This window comes from Nostoc sp. 106C, from assembly GCF_002154725.1.
Lineage (GTDB): Bacteria > Cyanobacteriota > Cyanobacteriia > Cyanobacteriales > Nostocaceae > Aulosira.
The window spans coordinates 100,731-118,164 of the sequence record NZ_MTAW01000121.1 but is presented as its reverse complement, the minus strand read 5'-3'; the positions used below and the strand labels follow the sequence as shown (position 1 = coordinate 118,164).

Below are 17,434 nucleotides of genomic sequence, written 5' to 3'. Positions count from 1 at the left end.
TTTTAATTCCAATTGTGGATTTGTGTGTCTTCTTTTTCTTTCATGCAACAAAGCCGATGATAATTGTAAAATTTTTTCTAAGATAGGGTAATACTGCTATAAAGTAAGCCTTTTTCCATACCGAGTTAATACTTATAAAGGTTAAATTGTAAGCAATAGCAGAGATGAATTGAAACCTTTATATATGCCCAAAATTAAGGAGAAATCAGATTTAAAAAAGATAGTAATTACGATTGATATGGGTGCAAGTAAAACTAAGGCTATCGTTCAGGAGTATCCAGAAGGAAAGCCTGTTGTTTTACTTTTAGACTCAGAAGTAGCGGATGTTGCTAAAGCCTCAGTTGAAAGCGTCCAACCTGAAGGTAGTCCTGAATCTCGTACTTGGGTAGGGATAGGCGATGAGTATTTCGCCTTGGGAGAACTTGCTCGTCGTCGGTTTGGGGGTATATCGCAACTGAGGGAGTTAAAATACGAACTAGCAGTTCCCAAAATTTGCGGAGCATTTTGGCTGGCTAAGGAGAAGTTGAACCTGGGTAATGATGTTGCAGCTTACTTGAGTGTCCTGCTGCCGCCGGGTGAAGTGCAAGACAAGGAACAGTTACAAATTCGGTTGAAGGATACGTTTCGGGGGTTTGATACACCAGCAGGTAAGATGCGGGTGAAAATGCTTCGTTATGATGCAGCTTCTGAAGGTAGTGGAATATTTTTCCACCGTAGGCGAACGCTTGGCGATCGTGTACCTGTTTCGATGTACGTAATGCTTGGTTATCGCAACGCGAGTATTTTCACCTTTCGGAGTGGTTCGATTGGCGCAGGAATAACCAGTAATTTTGGTATGTCTTGGTTAGTAAATAATTTGATTTCCAAAACATCGGGACTAAGCCCTGATAATTCCAATATTATTGAGGTACTGATAGAAGCTGGAGCCAGTTGTGACCCCCAGGTGATGCAAAAACTCTCACGCAAGCGCAAAGGTGATGAGATTCAACTTGATGGCGAGTCGATGTCCAAAGCTTTATTACTTGCTAGAGATGAATATTGGCGTGCGATCGCTAGGTGGTTGCGCTCAAAGATGGATGAGGATATTGAAGAACTGGTATTTTGCGGAGGAACTGCGGATTACATTCGTCCTGAAATAGATGCTTACTTCCAAAAAGAGGGGATTAAAGTATCCTGGCACGGTAATATTTTTATACCTGATGAAATATCTTCTGGTATGGGCAATCGGATGGCGGATGTTTGGGCTTTCCACCAGCACATGATTATTCAGTTTGACAAGCTAACTGGTTATATACGCTCTGAAGTTGTACCGCTAACTAAATCTGTTGAAGATAATACAAATAATGCAGGTGAAGAAGTTAAGAATAAGTATAACTTTACACCTTGTGAACGACCTAGTACATTTATTGCTGTGAACGAGAATGTTTGATAGGTTCAGACACAAATCAATGTAGTAAAAAAAGAATCAGCTAGAATGAAGTGCTGCATAAAACAGTACTTTCTAACTGATTCTTTGAGATTTTAGTATGATTGTTGCTTTAGTACTTGGGAGCAATTAATATGAGGATTGGTATTTTCTGGAAAGCGTTAAATTACAGAGTTAATTTGCTCCATTTCTGCATATTGTTGTTCCCGTTTTTTGCGGAGTTCCCATGATTTACGGTTATAAGCTAACAAGTCTTCCAAACTCATGTTGAATTTGTGTTTTGCAAAAATTAACAATTGTTCTGTGGTGTAACGACAATCTTCAGGACGACCAAAACATATTTCAAACTGAATTTTAAAAGCTTTCCAATCGAAATTTTCAGATCCCAGTTGCCGTTGTGATTCCCGAGCGTAAAGGTCACGAATTGAATAGAAAATTGTATTATATTTACGTACGTCGAATGATTCAACTTTAAATTGCTCCATTGTTGAATCATCGACTTTAGCAGCTTGAGCTTTAGTAGATTTATTAGCAGCCATAGTTGCTTTTCAGTTAGGTATTTTCATCTTTTTTTGGGCGTTTAGCCCGTGTAAATAAAAAGAAGTCTCACTACTGATGTGAGATTTCTTTTATAAATTGAGGATTTTATTAATTAAAAGTTGGTAGTCTCTTGTTGTTTCCAGCGTTCCCGTTGTTGCCAAGTACGCTTGTTGACTTCGAGAAGTTCTTCCAAACCTTTATTGAAGTGCTTAATAGAATATTCAATCATTTGTTCAACAGTGTACTTTGGATTCTCAATTGTGCCGAATGTAGTTGCAAACTTAGTTTTGAAGTCATTCCATCGAGCTTTGTTCCAGTTAGTTTGAAACTGTGCTTGAAGAGTTTTACCCCAGGTTTCTTGCAATCCATAATAGACTGCTTTGAGCTTGCGATCATTATAAGAAGCAATTTGGTAAACGCCCATTGCGCTATCATCGATCAAACTAAGTTTCTTAGTTTTAGTAGCCATAGTTATTTCCTTTACGAGAAGAGAGATTTAGAGAATTAGCGTCAGCTTTGGTGCTTTCTCTCGTTATTATTTGGACGTAAGTCCGCGTTAAAACAGTGAAACCGCAAGCGTATTCAATATGCTTACGGTTTTTATAGATTGTAAATATAGATTTAGATGTAATAGTGGCAGCCTAACCAACCTTGGTATTCCCAACTATCAGGGTAGCCTTGTTCTTCATTTCCTTTAAAGTGTTTTCCAAGATGACGAGCAATGTGTTCGCTGTTCCAATCCCAACTACCATCAGTTCGATGATAAATTTTGGTTTCTAACCAATTATTTGTACGAATGATTAATTCTCTATCTCTAAACTGGAAGGCGGGTTTGAAACAGTTTCCGAAGGCGTTCGATATCCAAATACCAAAAACTTGAAAGTGGAATTGCATAGTCCAAGCGTACGTGTTAAGTGAATCTGTTTTTCCAGGCGTAAGCCTCCGTTGATTAAAACGAAATAGTAATGTTGCTTTTATGTCTTGTTCAACTACTGCAAAAAATAACCGTAGCCTGATAATATTGACCTCTACGGCACTGGTTACATATTTTCTGATGCACAGTTAATCTGTAAGTTGACTGTTACTCCTCAAGTTTCTTTTCTGAAGTGCTGCTTCCCACTAGACTACTTTCAGGGAAGGAATCTTTATTCATTGCATCTTCTTCTAAAAGTGCTTGGATTTGAGCAAAAAGCTTATTAATTTTTTTTAGCTTTTTCTCGTCTTCCCAAATTTTACTCTTTCTAAGTGCTTTGTATATTCTGTCAGCTTTCTCTTTTTGCTCTTGATTATGAGATGATGGCTTACTTTCTGACTGTTGCTGAAGAATATTTCCCACTAGAATCTTAATTTCAGATAGTGATAAATCTTCTGCGATCGCCTTGTTTAAAACTTTCTGCCTTCCACCATCATTTTTTATCCGGTTGATTTCCTTAGCTTTGGTATATTCAATCTCGCCTTTTTGTAACGCGGCTTGGATATCTAAATGCAGTTTGAGTAAAGGGAGACGATTTGCTACAAACGACTGCCAAGTAATTTTTCCTAACTTCAAGAATATATCTTGTATGGTTTGCCCCTCATCGCTAACCATAACGTTATGGTTAGAATTACCTTTAATTTCATTATTCATGTCATAGAGTAGTTTGACTACTGTCTCTTGGTCAACATCGAGTTCTTCAGCAAGTAGTTCGAGAATTCCGATAGTTTCTTCATAAGTGTTGAGGTCCTCTCTTTGGAGATTTTCAACTAGGCGAAGTTTACGAGCTTTCTTCTCGTCGCACTCAATAATGACTACAGAAATTTCCTCACGTTTTGCGATTTTACAAGCTTTGAGACGGCGTTCACCAACTACCAGTTCGTACTGGTCTTCCTTAATCTTTCTAACGACGATGGGTTCTAGTAACCCTACTTCCTTGATGCTGTCAGCAAGTGATTTGAGTTTTATGGGGTCAAAATAGCGACGGGGCTGACTTGGTGGAAGGATAATTTGGGATAAGGGTAAAGTGGAATTGGATAAAAATTTCTCTTCCTCATCTCCAAATAAATTATCCAGTCCAGTTAGTTTTTCTAGTTCGCGTCTTTGGCTCATAATTGAATGATGTATTTTGTAATTTCTTCGAGTATGTTAACTGCGGGGTGGTTTTTTTTGTAGAGTGCAAGTGGTAGATGAGACTGGGCAGCATCAGGAAAAGCTGTTGATTTAGGTATAGGAGATGTGACATGTATACGCTCTCCTACTTGCTTTTTAATTTCTTCAAGTATTCCTATATCTTGGAGGTTGCGATGATCGTACTTAGTTGGAATCAAACAAGCAATTTGTAGTTTTTTGTGTCCTCCTTTTTTGATACGGGCGACTGTTTCTAGTAGTTGGTTAGTGCCAAGATAGCATTTGTATTGAGTTTCGACTGGAATGATAATATGCGAAGCTGCTACTAAGCTCATAATGCTTAGTATTCCTAGAGAAGGTGGGCAGTCAATCAAAATGTAATCATACTCATCAACTACCTCTGAAAGTGCTGTTTTGAGCCGTTGGCGGTTGTCAATTGTGAGGTCGTGAAGAATTTTTTGCTCTGCACCCGCTAGTTGGATATTAGTTGGTACCAGATGCATTCCGTGAATAGGTTCTTCCCATATATATAAGGGCGTTTCTTCTGCGATCGCACTGTAGATAGTTTGCTGGGTTTCTAATTTAGTTGCTCCTAATCCCATAAAAGCTGTTAGCGATGCCTGTGGGTCCATATCTACAAGCAGTACGCGGTGTTTTTGGGCAAGGTGATAACCAATATTGTGTGTAATAGTTGTTTTGGCTGCGCCACCTGATTGGTTAAAACTAGCGATTATTTTGGTTGATTTCTGTACACTCACAATAAACTCCTTAAGTAAACAATAAAGTTCTTTAATAGACAATAAATTCCTTTAGTAATTGGTACTTTGGATATGGGACTATTTGGTTGCAAAGGGAAAAATCATTTACTGTCATTGCTGCGGATAGCATACTTGTTTATAGACCAGTTAAAGACTTTATTGTTTGGACAACAGAGCGCTTCGGTAGTAAGTTGGCTTTAAATTAAGGACTTGATTGGGTAAGGAGAACTCACCTTTTTACCTAACTATCGCACTTAGGGGCGTTTCTGGTAAATAAGTTTATTGTTTGCGTATAATGTCATACTCTACAAAAACAATAAAGTCTACTGAACGATAAACTTGTACACTCAGTAATAAGTAAAGTGAGGAGATTGAATTAACAAATAGTTTATTTTACGCTACAAGTAAAGTTTTGGCATAGTGCCAAATTGTCGAGCTACGAATGCTGATATACCTCGTTTTACTTAGCATCGTAAGAAGGCTCCCGCTTACTCGTTTACAAAGTGTTCCCGAAGAGTAGAGAAGCGGCGAGGCGGCAGTCGCTACAACGGGGAGAACCCCGCAACGGGCTGCCTCATGAATTGCGGGTCAAAAGCATAGGCGCAAGCCTTCCCGAAGGGTAACGCCCTTGACCAATACTGAGCGTAAGCGAACTTAGGGAAGGGGGCGTAGCTTTCAAGGGTAGGTTTTTCAGAATCTCTAAAATATTTGAGAAAATTATCAATTGTTTAATGTGGGTTGGTCGTTTCAGGATTTAAGCATCGACTGATATCGCCAAAAAATTGTCAAATACAAAATACCTACTCTTGAGAGGGGCGTAGGGGCGGGTTTATTTGGATTATCGTTAGGAGAGCGAATTGAAAAGCGAGAGCCAACGGATAAAACTATCGGCATTGATATTGGACTTAATCACTTCTTGACCGATAGCGATGGCAATACGGTTGAAGATCCCCGACACCTGTGTAAAAGCGAGAAGTCGCTCAAGCGATTGCAACGCAGACTTTCTAAGACTCAAAAGAGTTCTAAGAAGGCGTTGCATAAATGCGGGATGAATCAGTTAAGCACGGGTATTTGCCTATACTTTAAATAGTGAAGTAACAGGCGAATTGAGTATTTCAGCATATCTACTGACTTGGAATAACATAATGTTTTGCGATGTAGTCGTGCGAGATAATGACGTAAACGGGTATTCTCGCCTTCTACTCTTGTCATATAGGTTTTGCTCACAATATGGTCTTCTGGCTCAATAAAACTGGGGTAAACTTTCCATCCATCGGTAACATAAAAAAGCGCAAAGCCAGCAGCAAACAATGTCCCACAAAGGTTTAAATGTTTCAGCACTGTGGTCTCCTAAAACCCAAGCTAAAATTCCTTGACGGAAGTGGTTTACTGCTGTCCATAACCAAATTTTGTTTTTTTTGATCCTACGAAAGTTTCTAATTCGTCCAGTTCTCCTACTTCTGGTATTTCGTTAATTGGTGGTGCGTCTGGCAATTTTTCACCAATTTGTTTTAGCCAATAAATTACAGTTGTATGATGAACACCTTTGGAGCGCTCAATAGATCGGAATCCCTCACCATTAACATATGCTTTTAAGCATTCTTGTTTTATTTAATCTGAGTATCCTTTTGGGGGACTGTATACATCTATAAATTGACGACCACAGCTTACGCAAATGTGATGAGCGTTTACCTCTTCGTTTGCCATTTTTTCTTATCTCCGTAGATTTACAGTATGGACAATGCACAGTAGTAAACCCTAATTCATCCCTTTATTATGCAACGCCCAGAATCAAGGCGAGAAATCGTTTGAGCAGGAAGCATCTCAAAGTCAGTAGGCAACGTAAAGAGCAACGGCCATGAAGTTGGCGAGGTGCGTAGTCAAGTCGGCAGACTTGGTAACCTATGTAGACGCGAAGCGGCTTGCCGAAGGCTAGATTTGAAGGTGCGGAATATGGTGAGGAATAGACACCTTGCCAAATCGATTAGTGATGCAGCATGGACGGAACTGCGTCCATGGGTTGAATATTTTGGTAAAGTTTTTAGGGTAGTCACTGTCGCCGTGTCACCTCATTGAACTAGCCATCAAATATTATAAATTTTTTAGGGCATAAGTAGGGGCTATATATACCCCATAAATACTTAGGAATTTTCTTGCTCAATTTAACCCCTATTTAGGGTATATATAGGTGATGATTAGGGTATTTTTCACTGATTAATACTTTGTACCCCATTTGACACCCATGACTAACATTCATGCCTTACAAAAAATTTTTCCTGCGGGCTTTGATAACGGTTACGGCAGCCTCAAACTTTTAGTCGATGGCTTTGGAGTCGTTCGCGTTCCCAGCTACATTTCTTCGATTGAAATGGAAGACGTACCCGGGAGAGTAGTGTTTAACGGTAGTGCTTACACCGTAGGAGAATCTGCTTTCCGCACAGGTTATCATTTTGAACGCAATACTGATAATAATGAAAACAAAGTCAATAATGCGCTGATTACATTATTGGGTGCATTGGCACATCTGCCACACCGTAAGGCTTGGCATTTAAAGTTAGTCGTCAGCCTACATGATGTTGGTTTGGCATCCGAATTAAAACAAGTACTCAACGGTGAATATCAACCAATACTGGCTGGCAAAGTTTCAGAGGTAAAGATAGAAGTACTCAAAGTCGTCCCAGAGGGGATGGGTGCATTGTTTGGGCAACAACTTCCCCCAAAATTAACCGTTTTAGACTTTGGCAATGGTACCACTCTGTATTCTCGTTACAGCCAAGGCAAGCGTGAAGTTCACACTCCTTATCCCACAGGTGTAGAAGTTCTCATAGATGATATCTCCCAAAAGATGAAACATCTCAATGGAGGGAAAATCGGTGACCCATCAAAAATTCGATTTTGTCTAGAAATGGGACATACCAGGTATAGCCGTGACATTGATATCAAAGATGTCTACAGTGCTTGTTTGAAAGATTGGTATGAAAAATACTTGAAGAAAGTTGTGAATCTCACACTTGATGCCAAACACGCTGGAGATGAAATTTGGGCGATTGGTGGCGGTTGTCTCTTACCTGGATTTAAAAAGTTATTAGAGAAGAATGGGTTCAGAATTCTGGATAATCCGGTAGAAGCTAATGCCTTTGGGCTATTAGAAATGGCTAAAGCGATTGTCAAAAAGAATCCCTAAGCATACTTTATAGAAGATAACAATGGCAGACAAACAAGACTCAACCCCAGAAAAAATTCGCATTAAAGACAGCTACCGCGAACGCATATTTGCAGAATCACAACAATTAGATAAAAGTTACCTAGAAACGCTTTACTTTATCATTGATTGCTATTTTGCGTTTAAAAAAGGTGCATTCCCGATATATCCAGCAGTCACATATACACCTGTTGTTACTCCTAGTGCTACAAAGCAAAACCTAGAAGAACAGTCTACTCCAACGCCATCTACACAAGAAATTCAAGAAACTTCAGATGGCGAAACTTTCACTCTTGATTTTGATTTATAACCAAGTGGCGTGTGTGGGGTTCGCCCCCCTAGAACACCGATTCAGTAATCGCAGAATAAAAGAAAAATCAGCATAGAGTGAAGTAAATAAAGGAGAAGAAAGCAGAGTAAACGCTAAGGTAGCGAAATTAACACAGTACAAAATTTAATTTCCAGACTGGATATCGAGGGTATGGTTTTTAGCTTGGATGCCTTGCATTGCCAAAAAAAACTTGCAAACTCATAATTGATGGTGGCAATGACTATGCGGTAAGCGAAGCCATGCCGTTAGGCTTATCGCAGTCAAGGCCAATCAAAAAAACTTGTACCACCAAATTCGGCAGAATACGGAAAACTCTAAGCCCACAAGTCGTTACATCACAGCCGAAAAAACTCGAAACCGAGTAACAACAAGTACTATAGAAGTTTTTCATAATTTAACCCCACATTCCGCAGGTGCGCTTGTAAATGCTGTATTTTTGAAAATGACCTAAATGCTGCATTTTAGAAGCATGACAGCATCACCGTTAGATATCAGGGTACAGGATATTGACCACTGCGGCATAGTCGCAGGCATCTGTGATGAGATGAATCTAGTAGAACAAATTAATCGGCTATTGGGAACTCACACTCAAGAAATTATCAGTGCAGGTCAAGTTGTAAAAGCAATGATTTTAAACGGATTAGGGTTCGTGAGTGCGCCATTATATTTGTTTGAAAAGTTTTTTGTTGGGAAAGCGGAGCGAGCATCTGTTAGGAGAAGGAATACGTCCAGAACACCTAAACGATGACCGTTTGGGTCGAGTATTGGACAAATTATATGCGGCCGGACTAACTGAAGTGTTTGTGACAGTTGCGCTTTGTGCAGCACGTAACTGTCCGTTCGCTAATTTTGAGGTGATAAGGGGAATTAAAAGCTTGAAAAGAATCTTTTTGGTAAGTCTCTGATTACTCAGCCCTGCTGGGCTACTTTGCATTGCTTAGTCTCTATGTAAATCCGCTTAATATCTGCGGAATGTGGGTTATAAACCCCTATCTGTTCCTGGAGAGCGATCGGATTCTACTATGATTTCAGTAACTTTTTTAGGTTCTTGTTTTTCTACTTCAACATTTTCAACATTTTGAACGCTTGATGTATCAGATTCGATTTCAGCGCCTCTATCTGTTGCTGAAGAGCGATCCAATTCTACTGTTGTTTCAAGAGCTTTTTTAGATTCTTGATTTTCCATACGTTTTTTTGCACCCAAATTTTATACTAATTAAGTATTATGTGATGATACCATCTTCACTCTCTACTGCCCCAAGAGCTTTGAGTGTGTTCTTCTGAGGTGTTGTTAAACCAATTGCATTTTTAATATTCATACCTTCATAAGGTCTATCAATTCTGATCGTTTTTAGACATTCACCCGTTTCAACATCCCAAAGCTTCATGGTTTCGTCTTCGCTGCTACTAACCAACACAAGACTATTAGCACTAAAGGCAATTGACCGTACTGCTTTGTGGTGTCCCTGAAATGTTTTGAGAACAACACTTCTACTGATCTCCCACAGTTTTACAGTCTGGTCGTCACTGCCACTAGCTAAGATTTTGCCATCTGGACTAAAAGCAATTGTTCTAACTCGATATGTATGAGCTTTTAATGTTTGTAGACATTGCCCTGTATTAACATCCCACATTTTAATAGTTTGGTCTCCACTGGCACTAGCAAGGATATCTGCACTGTGAGTGAACATAACAGATAAAACCCAATCACTATGTCCTGACAATGTTTGTAAACAAATTCCTGTACTTAGATTCCAAAGTTTAATAGTGTTGTCATAGCTACCACTTGCTAAAAATCTACCACAAGAACTAAAAGCAATTGTTTTGACTTCACCAATATGTCCTGCCAATGTATGCAGACACTCTCCCGTATGCCAATCCCAAAGCTTTACCGTTTGGTCACGACTACCACTTGCTAAAATTTGACCATTGGGACTGAAGCTAATACAATGTACCCAACTATTGTGTCCCCAAAGAGTTTGCAAACACTCTCCTGTAGTTACATCCCAAAGTTTGATAGTTGTGTCATCGCTGCTAGTTGCCAGAATCGTGCTTTTTTGCTGCTTCCCAATCTCTTCAGATGACGTTATACTTCTGCCGTATGTGTAACCATTTATATTTTGGGAAGCAAAGGTGACTGATGAAACCAAATTAGTATGCCCTTGTAATATTCGCAGGCATTGTCCTGTCTTTACATCCCACAATCTCACCCGTTGGTCTTGGCTGCTACTCGCCAAAATTTGACCATCTGGACTAAAGGCAACAGATAATATCCAATTAATATACCCACTCACTGTTCTCAAACATTGTCCTGTGCGGATATCCCATAACTTCATCGTTTGGTTTTCATTAACACTCAACAAGCTATGACCATCTGGATTAATAGTAACTAACCAAATGCGTGAAGCGTAGCTGCCTGTAGATAAATCACTATCCTCATACAAAGTTTGCAGGCACTTTCCTGTAAAAACATCCCATATTTTCACAGTTTTATCTTCGCTCCCCGTCACCAGTGTTTTACCATCTGGGCTGAAAGTAACTGTCCACACATAACTGTCATAATCTGGTAACGTGCTGATGCACTCACCAGTGGCTATATCCCAAAATTTTACCGTTGTGCGATCGCTTCCTGTTGCCAATGTTTGTCCGTCTGGGCTAAGAGCAATAGATAACACCCAATTAATAGGGATTTCTAAAACTCGCAGGCAAGCACCTGTGTTAACATCCCACAATCTTACAGTTTGGTCTTCGCTTCCAGTGATTAAAGTTTGTCCATTTGGGGTGAAAGTGGTAAAAATAACCCGATTGCGATGCCCTGATAAACTTCGCAGACATTCTCCAGTATCGACACACCACAACCTCACGGTTTGGTCATTGCTACCACTGGCTAAAATTTGGCCATCGGGACTAAAAGCCAGCGATTGCACCCAACTTTTATGACCTCGCAGAGTTTTCAAACATTGCCCAGTGTGGACATTCCACAACCTCACGGTTTGATCATTGCTACCACTAGCTAAAATTTGGCCATCGGGACTAAAAGCCAGCGATTGCACCCAATTGGTATGACTAATGTAAGTAATAATTTGTTGGATATTTGCAACAGACCACAAGCAAATTTCACGATCGATGCTTGTTGCCAGTAATTTTCCGTCTGGGCTAAAAGTTGCTGATAATACACCTCCTAAAGTTCGAGTTAAAGCAGACTTACTCAGATTCGCATTGGTAAAGTTAACTCGATGCAAATTCATATCCTGTAAGTAAGCTTGCCAAACTGTTAAGTTAGAAAAATCATAACCACTCAGGTTAATCTGAAGCTGCCAAAGTAAATTAAGAATATTGCCTGCTGCATATCCTGGTTTTCGAGGGGTACCAGATTTCAGCTTTGATAAAATTTGATTCAAAGAATTTGCCACATTTTCTGGAGTACCAAACAGGTTTAGTAATTGCTCGGCAATTGGCTTGAGTATGAGCCGAACTTGTGCATTTCTGACATAATCTTTGGCAGTAGCTTTAATTAATGCACATTTATCAAATAATTCTATTTCTTCAATTTGAATTTCTTGACAAATCTGTTCCATGAAGTAGTCGATAACATACTCCATCACTACTGGTTGTTGAGTAAAATCCCCAGAATTTTTTTCAATTAATGAGCGCAATTGTAGAGATTCTAAAGTTTCTAACAAATCTTTGAGTGAAACAGCCGGAATAATATCTGCTTGTAATTCCCTAAATGATACCCATTCTCGATTAATTGCCAGCCAATACATTACCTGTTGTTCTAAAGTTGACAATCGATGAAACTGCTGGTCAAGTAAATCCGAAATATCACCAAAAACAATGGTTCCTTGTTCTAAAAACTGAGTAATATTCCCGTCAAATAGCTCATGAATAGTAGTTCCGACAATCTTCAATGCCAAGGGATTGCCTGCATATAAATCTACCAATGATTGACATTGCTTTTCTGAGATATTAAAGCCTTTTTCTGCAAGAACTTTCTCGGCTTCTCTCCCTGTTAAGCCGGATAATCTCAGTGAACGAATCGGAGATTTGATACCTTCTTTAATCCTAATTCCTCTAGGTTTTTCTCGACTCGTCAAAAGTAAACAACTCTGATGGTTAGTCTCTCCCAAGCATCTTATTAAATGTCCATATCCTTCGTATCCTTGTCGATATCCTCCTGCGCGTTTATCACTAGATAAAATTGACTCTACATTATCTAAGACTAACAAACAACGTTCTGCACGCAGATATTGTATTAAACAAGAAATTTTACTGTCTAAGTTCTCTGGTAAATTTGTTTCTTGATTGGATAAAAACTTAATTAAGTCGTTCAAAAGCTCATGAATTGGTGGCGCATTACGCAAACTTCGCCAAATCAGGTAGTTAAATTCTGTTTGCAAAAGCTGTGCTAATTTTACAGACAAAGCTGTTTTACCAATGCCACCCAGACCAATTAAAGTAATTAGTCGGCAATGGTCATTAATAATCCATTGTTTGAGTGTAGCTAATTCTTCGGTGCGCCCATAGAAAACTGAGACATCAATCGCTTCTCCCCAGTCTTGATGATTATTAATGGTTACTCCTTCAGTATTTTTATCTCGCTCTAAAGTCTGGGATGGCAGATCAAAATCTAAATCAGCGATTTCTTTCCACGAGAGTGCTAACTTCTGACAAAGTTCTTCAAATGTTGCATGGTCAACTGGTTTACCTGTGAGGAAGTTGCTGACTGTGGCTAAAGCTAACCCTACATCCTCAGCCAAAGCTTTTTGGCTAGGGAAACCGTTGCGCTTGACTGCTAGCTTTACTTTCTGAATGAACTCTTGGCGAACCCTGAGCGACCTGGGCATGGCTCGTTTCATTACAACTGTATGAATTTTACCAGTAATACACTAAAAGTCAGTCACAAGTCAGAAATAAGCCAGTAATCTTCAGACGATAAGCCAGTATGCGGTAGGGTTTGATAAATTTATCAGCTTCAAACCGAAAGTAAAAGGGTTAGCAAACAATGGTAACTAATAAATCAAAAGCCGAAGCATTGGCAGAGTATTATGCAGAGAATGGCTGGAGAACGCAGCCTTTCACAATTACCTATTTAGAAGATGCAAATCCAGATACATGGAAGCCTCAACCTAACCAACCAGATGCGTGGAACGATGTGAGAATTCTTTGGCGACCCAAGGAAGGCAAGAGATAAGACTTATATAGGTAGTAATTTTGGCATTAATCAACATACTACTGGCAATGATACTGGCTCACCTGCTCCTGAAAAAGTCGGTGGGTGGAGTTATGGTTGTTTAGTTGGCAAACATCCATCTACTCATTACAACCTTTTTATGCCTGCGTGTCAGAAAAGTGGACAAAAGAAATTTGATACTGTAGTTATTGATGCCTCAAAATTTCAAATATGGCTACAAAGCAAAGGCTATAGCCTATTGCCTAATTAAAGTTGGTCAACGATACCAAAATCCAAAATGCAAAATTCACAGTTGCTTTCCTGATTTGTGAGCCAAGAGTGTGTCGCTAGGGTAGTACTGCAAGTTTAAGCTTAACGACTTGTCAACATGGTGGACACGACCAGTTATAGAAGTTAAAGACCCAAAGTTGGGGCAATTGTGCTTGCGTTTATTGTGTAATCTTCATTTTCAATAGTTTGCCCAGCACTTAATGTCTGTAATTAAAGTTAAGCGCACAGAAGTTGGTGAACAGAGAAATTACAAACTTTATGTCTAGTCTATGAACATTGAATCTTTTCCTGACAATACAACTCAAGCCGAAAACTTAAAAGATGGTAGCCCAATAAAATTTACGTCAGGTCAGCATACTACCATAAATGATGAATCCGGCTTTGGCATTTTTGATGCAAGTAAGTCATCCTTGACTGTCTCGCCGTTGAGTCTTGTTCCTAGCTCAGTAGCTTCTGCAATAGTCAAGAGACTAGAAGAGATGGGAGTACAGTATGCATTTGGTGTTTCAGGGGGAGCAATTGTTCCTGTGTGGCACGCTCTGCAACATAGTTCTATTAAAGTGCTGCACTTTCGTCATGAAGCGGGAGCGGCTTTTGCAGCCACTGAAGCCTACTTTGCTAGCGATCGCCCTGTCGTAGTATTTTCGACAACAGGGCCAGGAATCACGAATAGTTTGACAGGTTTATTAGCTGCCCGTTGGGAGGGTGCAAAGGTAATCTTTTTGTCAGCTTCCACCTCAGCATCCCAAAGGGGACGGTGGGCTTGCCAAGAAACCAGTAGTTACACAATGGCTGAGACTTTCACTTTAAAATCTCTGTTCCACTATGCAACTACCCTCGAATCTGATGATGAACTGCCAGAGGTCTATCGCAGATTAGCGAAAGGTTTAGCTCAACCAGGGGGCTTTATCGCGCATATCAGTATCCCTACCAACATCCAAGCAAGTTCCATCAAAACATCATTGTCAAAAGCGGATCTGTCTTTTGCTCCAGCCACCGCCAGTGAAGAAACGATTTCCAAATGCGTGCGGTTATTGTCTTTAGGATCGTTTGCTATCTGGGTTGGCTTTGGTGCAACAGATGCAGCAGCAGAAATTCGTCAGTTTGCTGAGAAGACTGGGGCGGCGGTCATGTGTTCGCCACGTGGTAAAGGCATTTTTCCAGAAAACCATCCTCAGTTTGTGGGGGTTACAGGTCTTGCTGGACATGAATCAGTTTTAACTTACATGCAAAAGCATCGTCCTTTAAGAGTGCTGGTACTAGGAACTCGCCTTGGTGAATTCACCTCTTTCTGGAATCCGGCGATGATTCCTTTGGAGGGTTTTTTGCATGTCGATATCGACCCAGAAGTGCTGGGAACTGCCTATCCAGGCGTCAAGACATTAGCTATTCAGTCTGATGTAAAAGCCTTGGTGCAGGCGCTATTGAAGCATTTACCAAAAAGTCAACCAGACATCATGGTATTGCCTCGACCAGAGCGGCAAAAAATCAATCCCCGGATGCAAGGCTTGGTGCGACCCCAGGTACTCATGGATGCAATTCAACAAGTAATTGTCGATCGCAGTGATGCCATAGTGATGACCGAAGCAGGTAACTCAATGGCATGGGGAAATCAGTTGTTGCAATTTACTCAGCCAAGTCGTTACCGCACCAGCACTGGCTTTGCTTCTGTGGGACATTTTGTGACGGGGGTTGTCGGTGCAACCTTAGCACGCAATGGTAAGGCAGTTGCTATTGTTGGGGATGGTGCCATGCTGATGAACAGCGAGGTCAGCACTGCCGTGAGATACCAGATTCCTGCTGTCTGGATTATCCTCAACGATGGATGTTACAACATGTGCGGTCAGGGATCGGCGTTACAAGGGTTTGATGGTATGGATGTAGAGATACCGCAAGTAGATTTCGTGAAGATTGCCTGCGGTATGGGAGCTGACGGTATTCGTGTGGAGAAAGAATCTGATATTTGCATTGCTTTAGAAAAAGCGATCGCTTCTCCTGTTCCCTTCATAGTTGATGTGATTATCGATCCCACCGAACCTGCTCCCCTAGATGGTCGGATTAACAGTTTGATTTCCCAAGGCATTACCAATTCATAGGAAGTATTTGTTTTATGCAAAATTATTCAGTGGGCATTCGCTCTCTAGCATTGAGCTTTCCCAGCACCATATGTACGAATGATTATTACCGCCAGAAATACCCACAGATAGTTTCTCAGTCGGAACAAAAAAGTTTGGCAAGGCTGTTTTCACTGGCTGATTCTACTCCCAGCAACGAATTTGACCAAGAAATGCTGCCTTATCTGCAAGACCCCTTTCGCGGTGCTGTTGAGCGACGGATACTTGCCCGTGGTGAGTCATCGCTAACCTTAGAGTATCGTGCAGCACGAGATGCTTTGGAGGCTGGAAAATTCTCTAGAGAAGAGATTGATTTGGCGATCGTTACCTCTTTCGGTACTGAAGAAGTTGTAGCTGGTAATGCTGCTTTCCTGGTCAATCAACTGGGCTTACATTGTCCGGCTTGGAATCTTAATTCTATGTGTTCCAGTGGTATAGTTGCACTGCAAACTGCTAGTACATTAGTGCGAGCCAAAGAGTACCGCAATATTCTAGTAGTTACTTCCTGTGCATATTCTCGTCTTCTGGATGAAAGAGATACTCTCTCGTGGATAACTGGTGATGGTGCTGGCGCTTTTGTAGTTAGTGAAGTTAAAGCTAACCAAGGAATTCTCGGCAGTAAAATCGTTCATTCAGCAGAGACTTGTGGCACATTTCACACTGAAATTGCAGAAGATTCTCAGGGCAAGCTGCGATTATTTATGAAGACTGGCAAGGGAGCAAATCGAGTAATTAGTAACACTGCTGCTGATTTCGTCCTGAGATGCTGTGAAGGTGCTGCTGCTACTGCTAACGTGACAATTGACCAAATCGACTTCTTTATTTTCAATACACCAACTGCCTGGTTTACTAAATTTGGCGCTCGGATACTAGGCATTAACCCAGAACGTACAATTAATCTCTACCCTCAGTATGGAAACATTGGGCCTGTACTTCCCCTGGCGAATCTGTATCATGCGGCGCTATTAGGTAAGATTCATGAAAATGATTTGGTTCTCGTCTATTCGTTTGGGGCATCAGCAAATGCTACTGCGATCGTCATGCGCTGGGGTGATGTAGCTTTAGGCCCTGCTCATTTCTTTAAGGAATCTAGCATTGAGTGAGTTTGACATCTTCCCACCACTGTATTGCTTTGCAATCAATGGAGGCTACCAAAGATCAATCTTTGGCTATAGTTTTAAAACACGCCCTAAGACTACTCGCGGTGACTGGTAACGCTTCCCCTCGACTCTAACTTTCGCCAGACACTCATATAGGGAACTTTACCGTAACTTTACTGTATTGACTATCAAAGTTAGTTGATTTAAATTGCTTGTGAGTAAGTAATTAAAATCCTATTGAGTGAGTAAAAAAATCAAGCGAAGTATTAATAATAGTTTTCATTACATTAGACTGATGAGCTAATTTTCGATTTAGCTATAAGGAAGATAAACCGCAAATGTTTCAATATTTTATTGACTCATTTATTTTTAATAACTGTCTCGAATCATAAATA

At 40.4% G+C, this 17,434-nt stretch carries 13 protein-coding genes and 4 pseudogenes; 9 read left to right on the top strand and 8 right to left on the bottom strand.

Going from position 1 to position 17,434, the window contains the following annotated elements; translation table 11 throughout:
* The first annotated feature begins 184 nt into the window (after positions 1-184).
* Positions 185-1,429, top strand: a complete 1,245-nt coding sequence (locus BV375_RS17785; RefSeq protein ID WP_086762734.1) for a ParM/StbA family protein — start codon at positions 185-187, stop codon at positions 1,427-1,429.
* Between the two features lie 158 nt (positions 1,430-1,587).
* Here the strand turns inward: BV375_RS17785 and BV375_RS17780 are convergent, their stop codons facing one another.
* The 5 genes from BV375_RS17780 to BV375_RS17760 all read right to left on the bottom strand — a co-directional run bounded on the left by BV375_RS17780 (position 1,588) and on the right by BV375_RS17760 (position 4,831).
* Positions 1,588-1,965, bottom strand: a complete 378-nt coding sequence (locus BV375_RS17780) for a hypothetical protein (RefSeq protein ID WP_243713979.1) — start codon at positions 1,963-1,965, stop codon at positions 1,588-1,590.
* 113 nt (positions 1,966-2,078) lie between these two features.
* Complete coding sequence (locus BV375_RS17775; protein ID WP_086762733.1) at positions 2,079-2,435, bottom strand: hypothetical protein; 357 nt, start codon at positions 2,433-2,435, stop codon at positions 2,079-2,081.
* A 152-nt stretch (positions 2,436-2,587) separates the two neighbouring features.
* Entirely contained in the window at positions 2,588-2,860 is a 273-nt protein-coding gene (locus BV375_RS17770; RefSeq protein WP_086762731.1) for a hypothetical protein, read from the bottom strand.
* 187 nt (positions 2,861-3,047) lie between these two features.
* Positions 3,048-4,052, bottom strand: a complete 1,005-nt coding sequence (locus BV375_RS17765; RefSeq protein ID WP_086762730.1) for a ParB/RepB/Spo0J family partition protein — start codon at positions 4,050-4,052, stop codon at positions 3,048-3,050.
* Entirely contained in the window at positions 4,049-4,831 is a 783-nt protein-coding gene (locus BV375_RS17760; RefSeq protein ID WP_208099145.1) for a ParA family protein, read from the bottom strand. Before BV375_RS17760 ends, BV375_RS17765 begins: the two co-directional genes overlap by 4 nt.
* A gap of 847 nt (positions 4,832-5,678) precedes the next feature.
* Between BV375_RS17760 and BV375_RS17755 the strand changes: the two are divergent.
* Positions 5,679-5,855: pseudogene (locus BV375_RS17755) on the top strand (transposase); the annotation flags it as partial.
* Between the two features lie 26 nt (positions 5,856-5,881).
* Here the strand turns inward: BV375_RS17755 and BV375_RS17750 are convergent.
* A pseudogene (locus tag BV375_RS17750) lies at positions 5,882-6,575 on the bottom strand (IS1 family transposase).
* A gap of 40 nt (positions 6,576-6,615) precedes the next feature.
* Between BV375_RS17750 and BV375_RS38190 the strand changes: the two are divergent.
* From BV375_RS38190 to BV375_RS17730, 4 genes and pseudogenes are all read left to right on the top strand, one after another.
* A pseudogene (locus tag BV375_RS38190) lies at positions 6,616-6,901 on the top strand (RNA-guided endonuclease TnpB family protein); the annotation flags it as partial.
* Positions 6,902-7,070: 169 nt separating this feature from the next.
* A complete protein-coding gene (locus BV375_RS17740; RefSeq protein ID WP_086762727.1) occupies positions 7,071-8,012 on the top strand; it encodes a ParM/StbA family protein in 942 nt (313 codons plus the stop codon).
* A 22-nt stretch (positions 8,013-8,034) separates the two neighbouring features.
* Complete coding sequence (locus BV375_RS17735) at positions 8,035-8,340, top strand: hypothetical protein (RefSeq protein ID WP_086762725.1); 306 nt, start codon at positions 8,035-8,037, stop codon at positions 8,338-8,340.
* Positions 8,341-8,830: 490 nt separating this feature from the next.
* Positions 8,831-9,188: pseudogene (locus BV375_RS17730) on the top strand (DUF4277 domain-containing protein); the annotation flags it as partial.
* 152 nt (positions 9,189-9,340) lie between these two features.
* Here BV375_RS17730 and BV375_RS17725 read toward each other — a convergent pair.
* Together BV375_RS17725 and BV375_RS17720 are read right to left on the bottom strand one after the other, a co-directional pair.
* On the bottom strand, positions 9,341-9,547 hold the full coding sequence (locus BV375_RS17725; protein WP_086762723.1) for a hypothetical protein: 207 nt from the start codon (positions 9,545-9,547) through the stop codon (positions 9,341-9,343).
* Positions 9,548-9,584: 37 nt separating this feature from the next.
* Complete coding sequence (locus BV375_RS17720; protein WP_243713978.1) at positions 9,585-13,220, bottom strand: NB-ARC domain-containing protein; 3,636 nt, start codon at positions 13,218-13,220, stop codon at positions 9,585-9,587.
* Positions 13,221-13,366: 146 nt separating this feature from the next.
* Between BV375_RS17720 and BV375_RS17715 the strand changes: the two genes are divergently transcribed.
* The 3 genes from BV375_RS17715 to BV375_RS17705 all read left to right on the top strand — a co-directional run bounded on the left by BV375_RS17715 (position 13,367) and on the right by BV375_RS17705 (position 17,042).
* A complete protein-coding gene (locus tag BV375_RS17715; RefSeq protein ID WP_086762720.1) occupies positions 13,367-13,555 on the top strand; it encodes a hypothetical protein in 189 nt (62 codons plus the stop codon).
* A gap of 539 nt (positions 13,556-14,094) precedes the next feature.
* On the top strand, positions 14,095-15,921 hold the full coding sequence (locus BV375_RS17710; RefSeq protein ID WP_086762718.1) for a ScyA-related TPP-binding enzyme: 1,827 nt from the start codon (positions 14,095-14,097) through the stop codon (positions 15,919-15,921).
* Between the two features lie 14 nt (positions 15,922-15,935).
* Positions 15,936-17,042, top strand: a complete 1,107-nt coding sequence (locus BV375_RS17705; protein ID WP_086762717.1) for a 3-oxoacyl-[acyl-carrier-protein] synthase III C-terminal domain-containing protein — start codon at positions 15,936-15,938, stop codon at positions 17,040-17,042.
* Positions 17,043-17,434 lie beyond the last annotated feature (392 nt).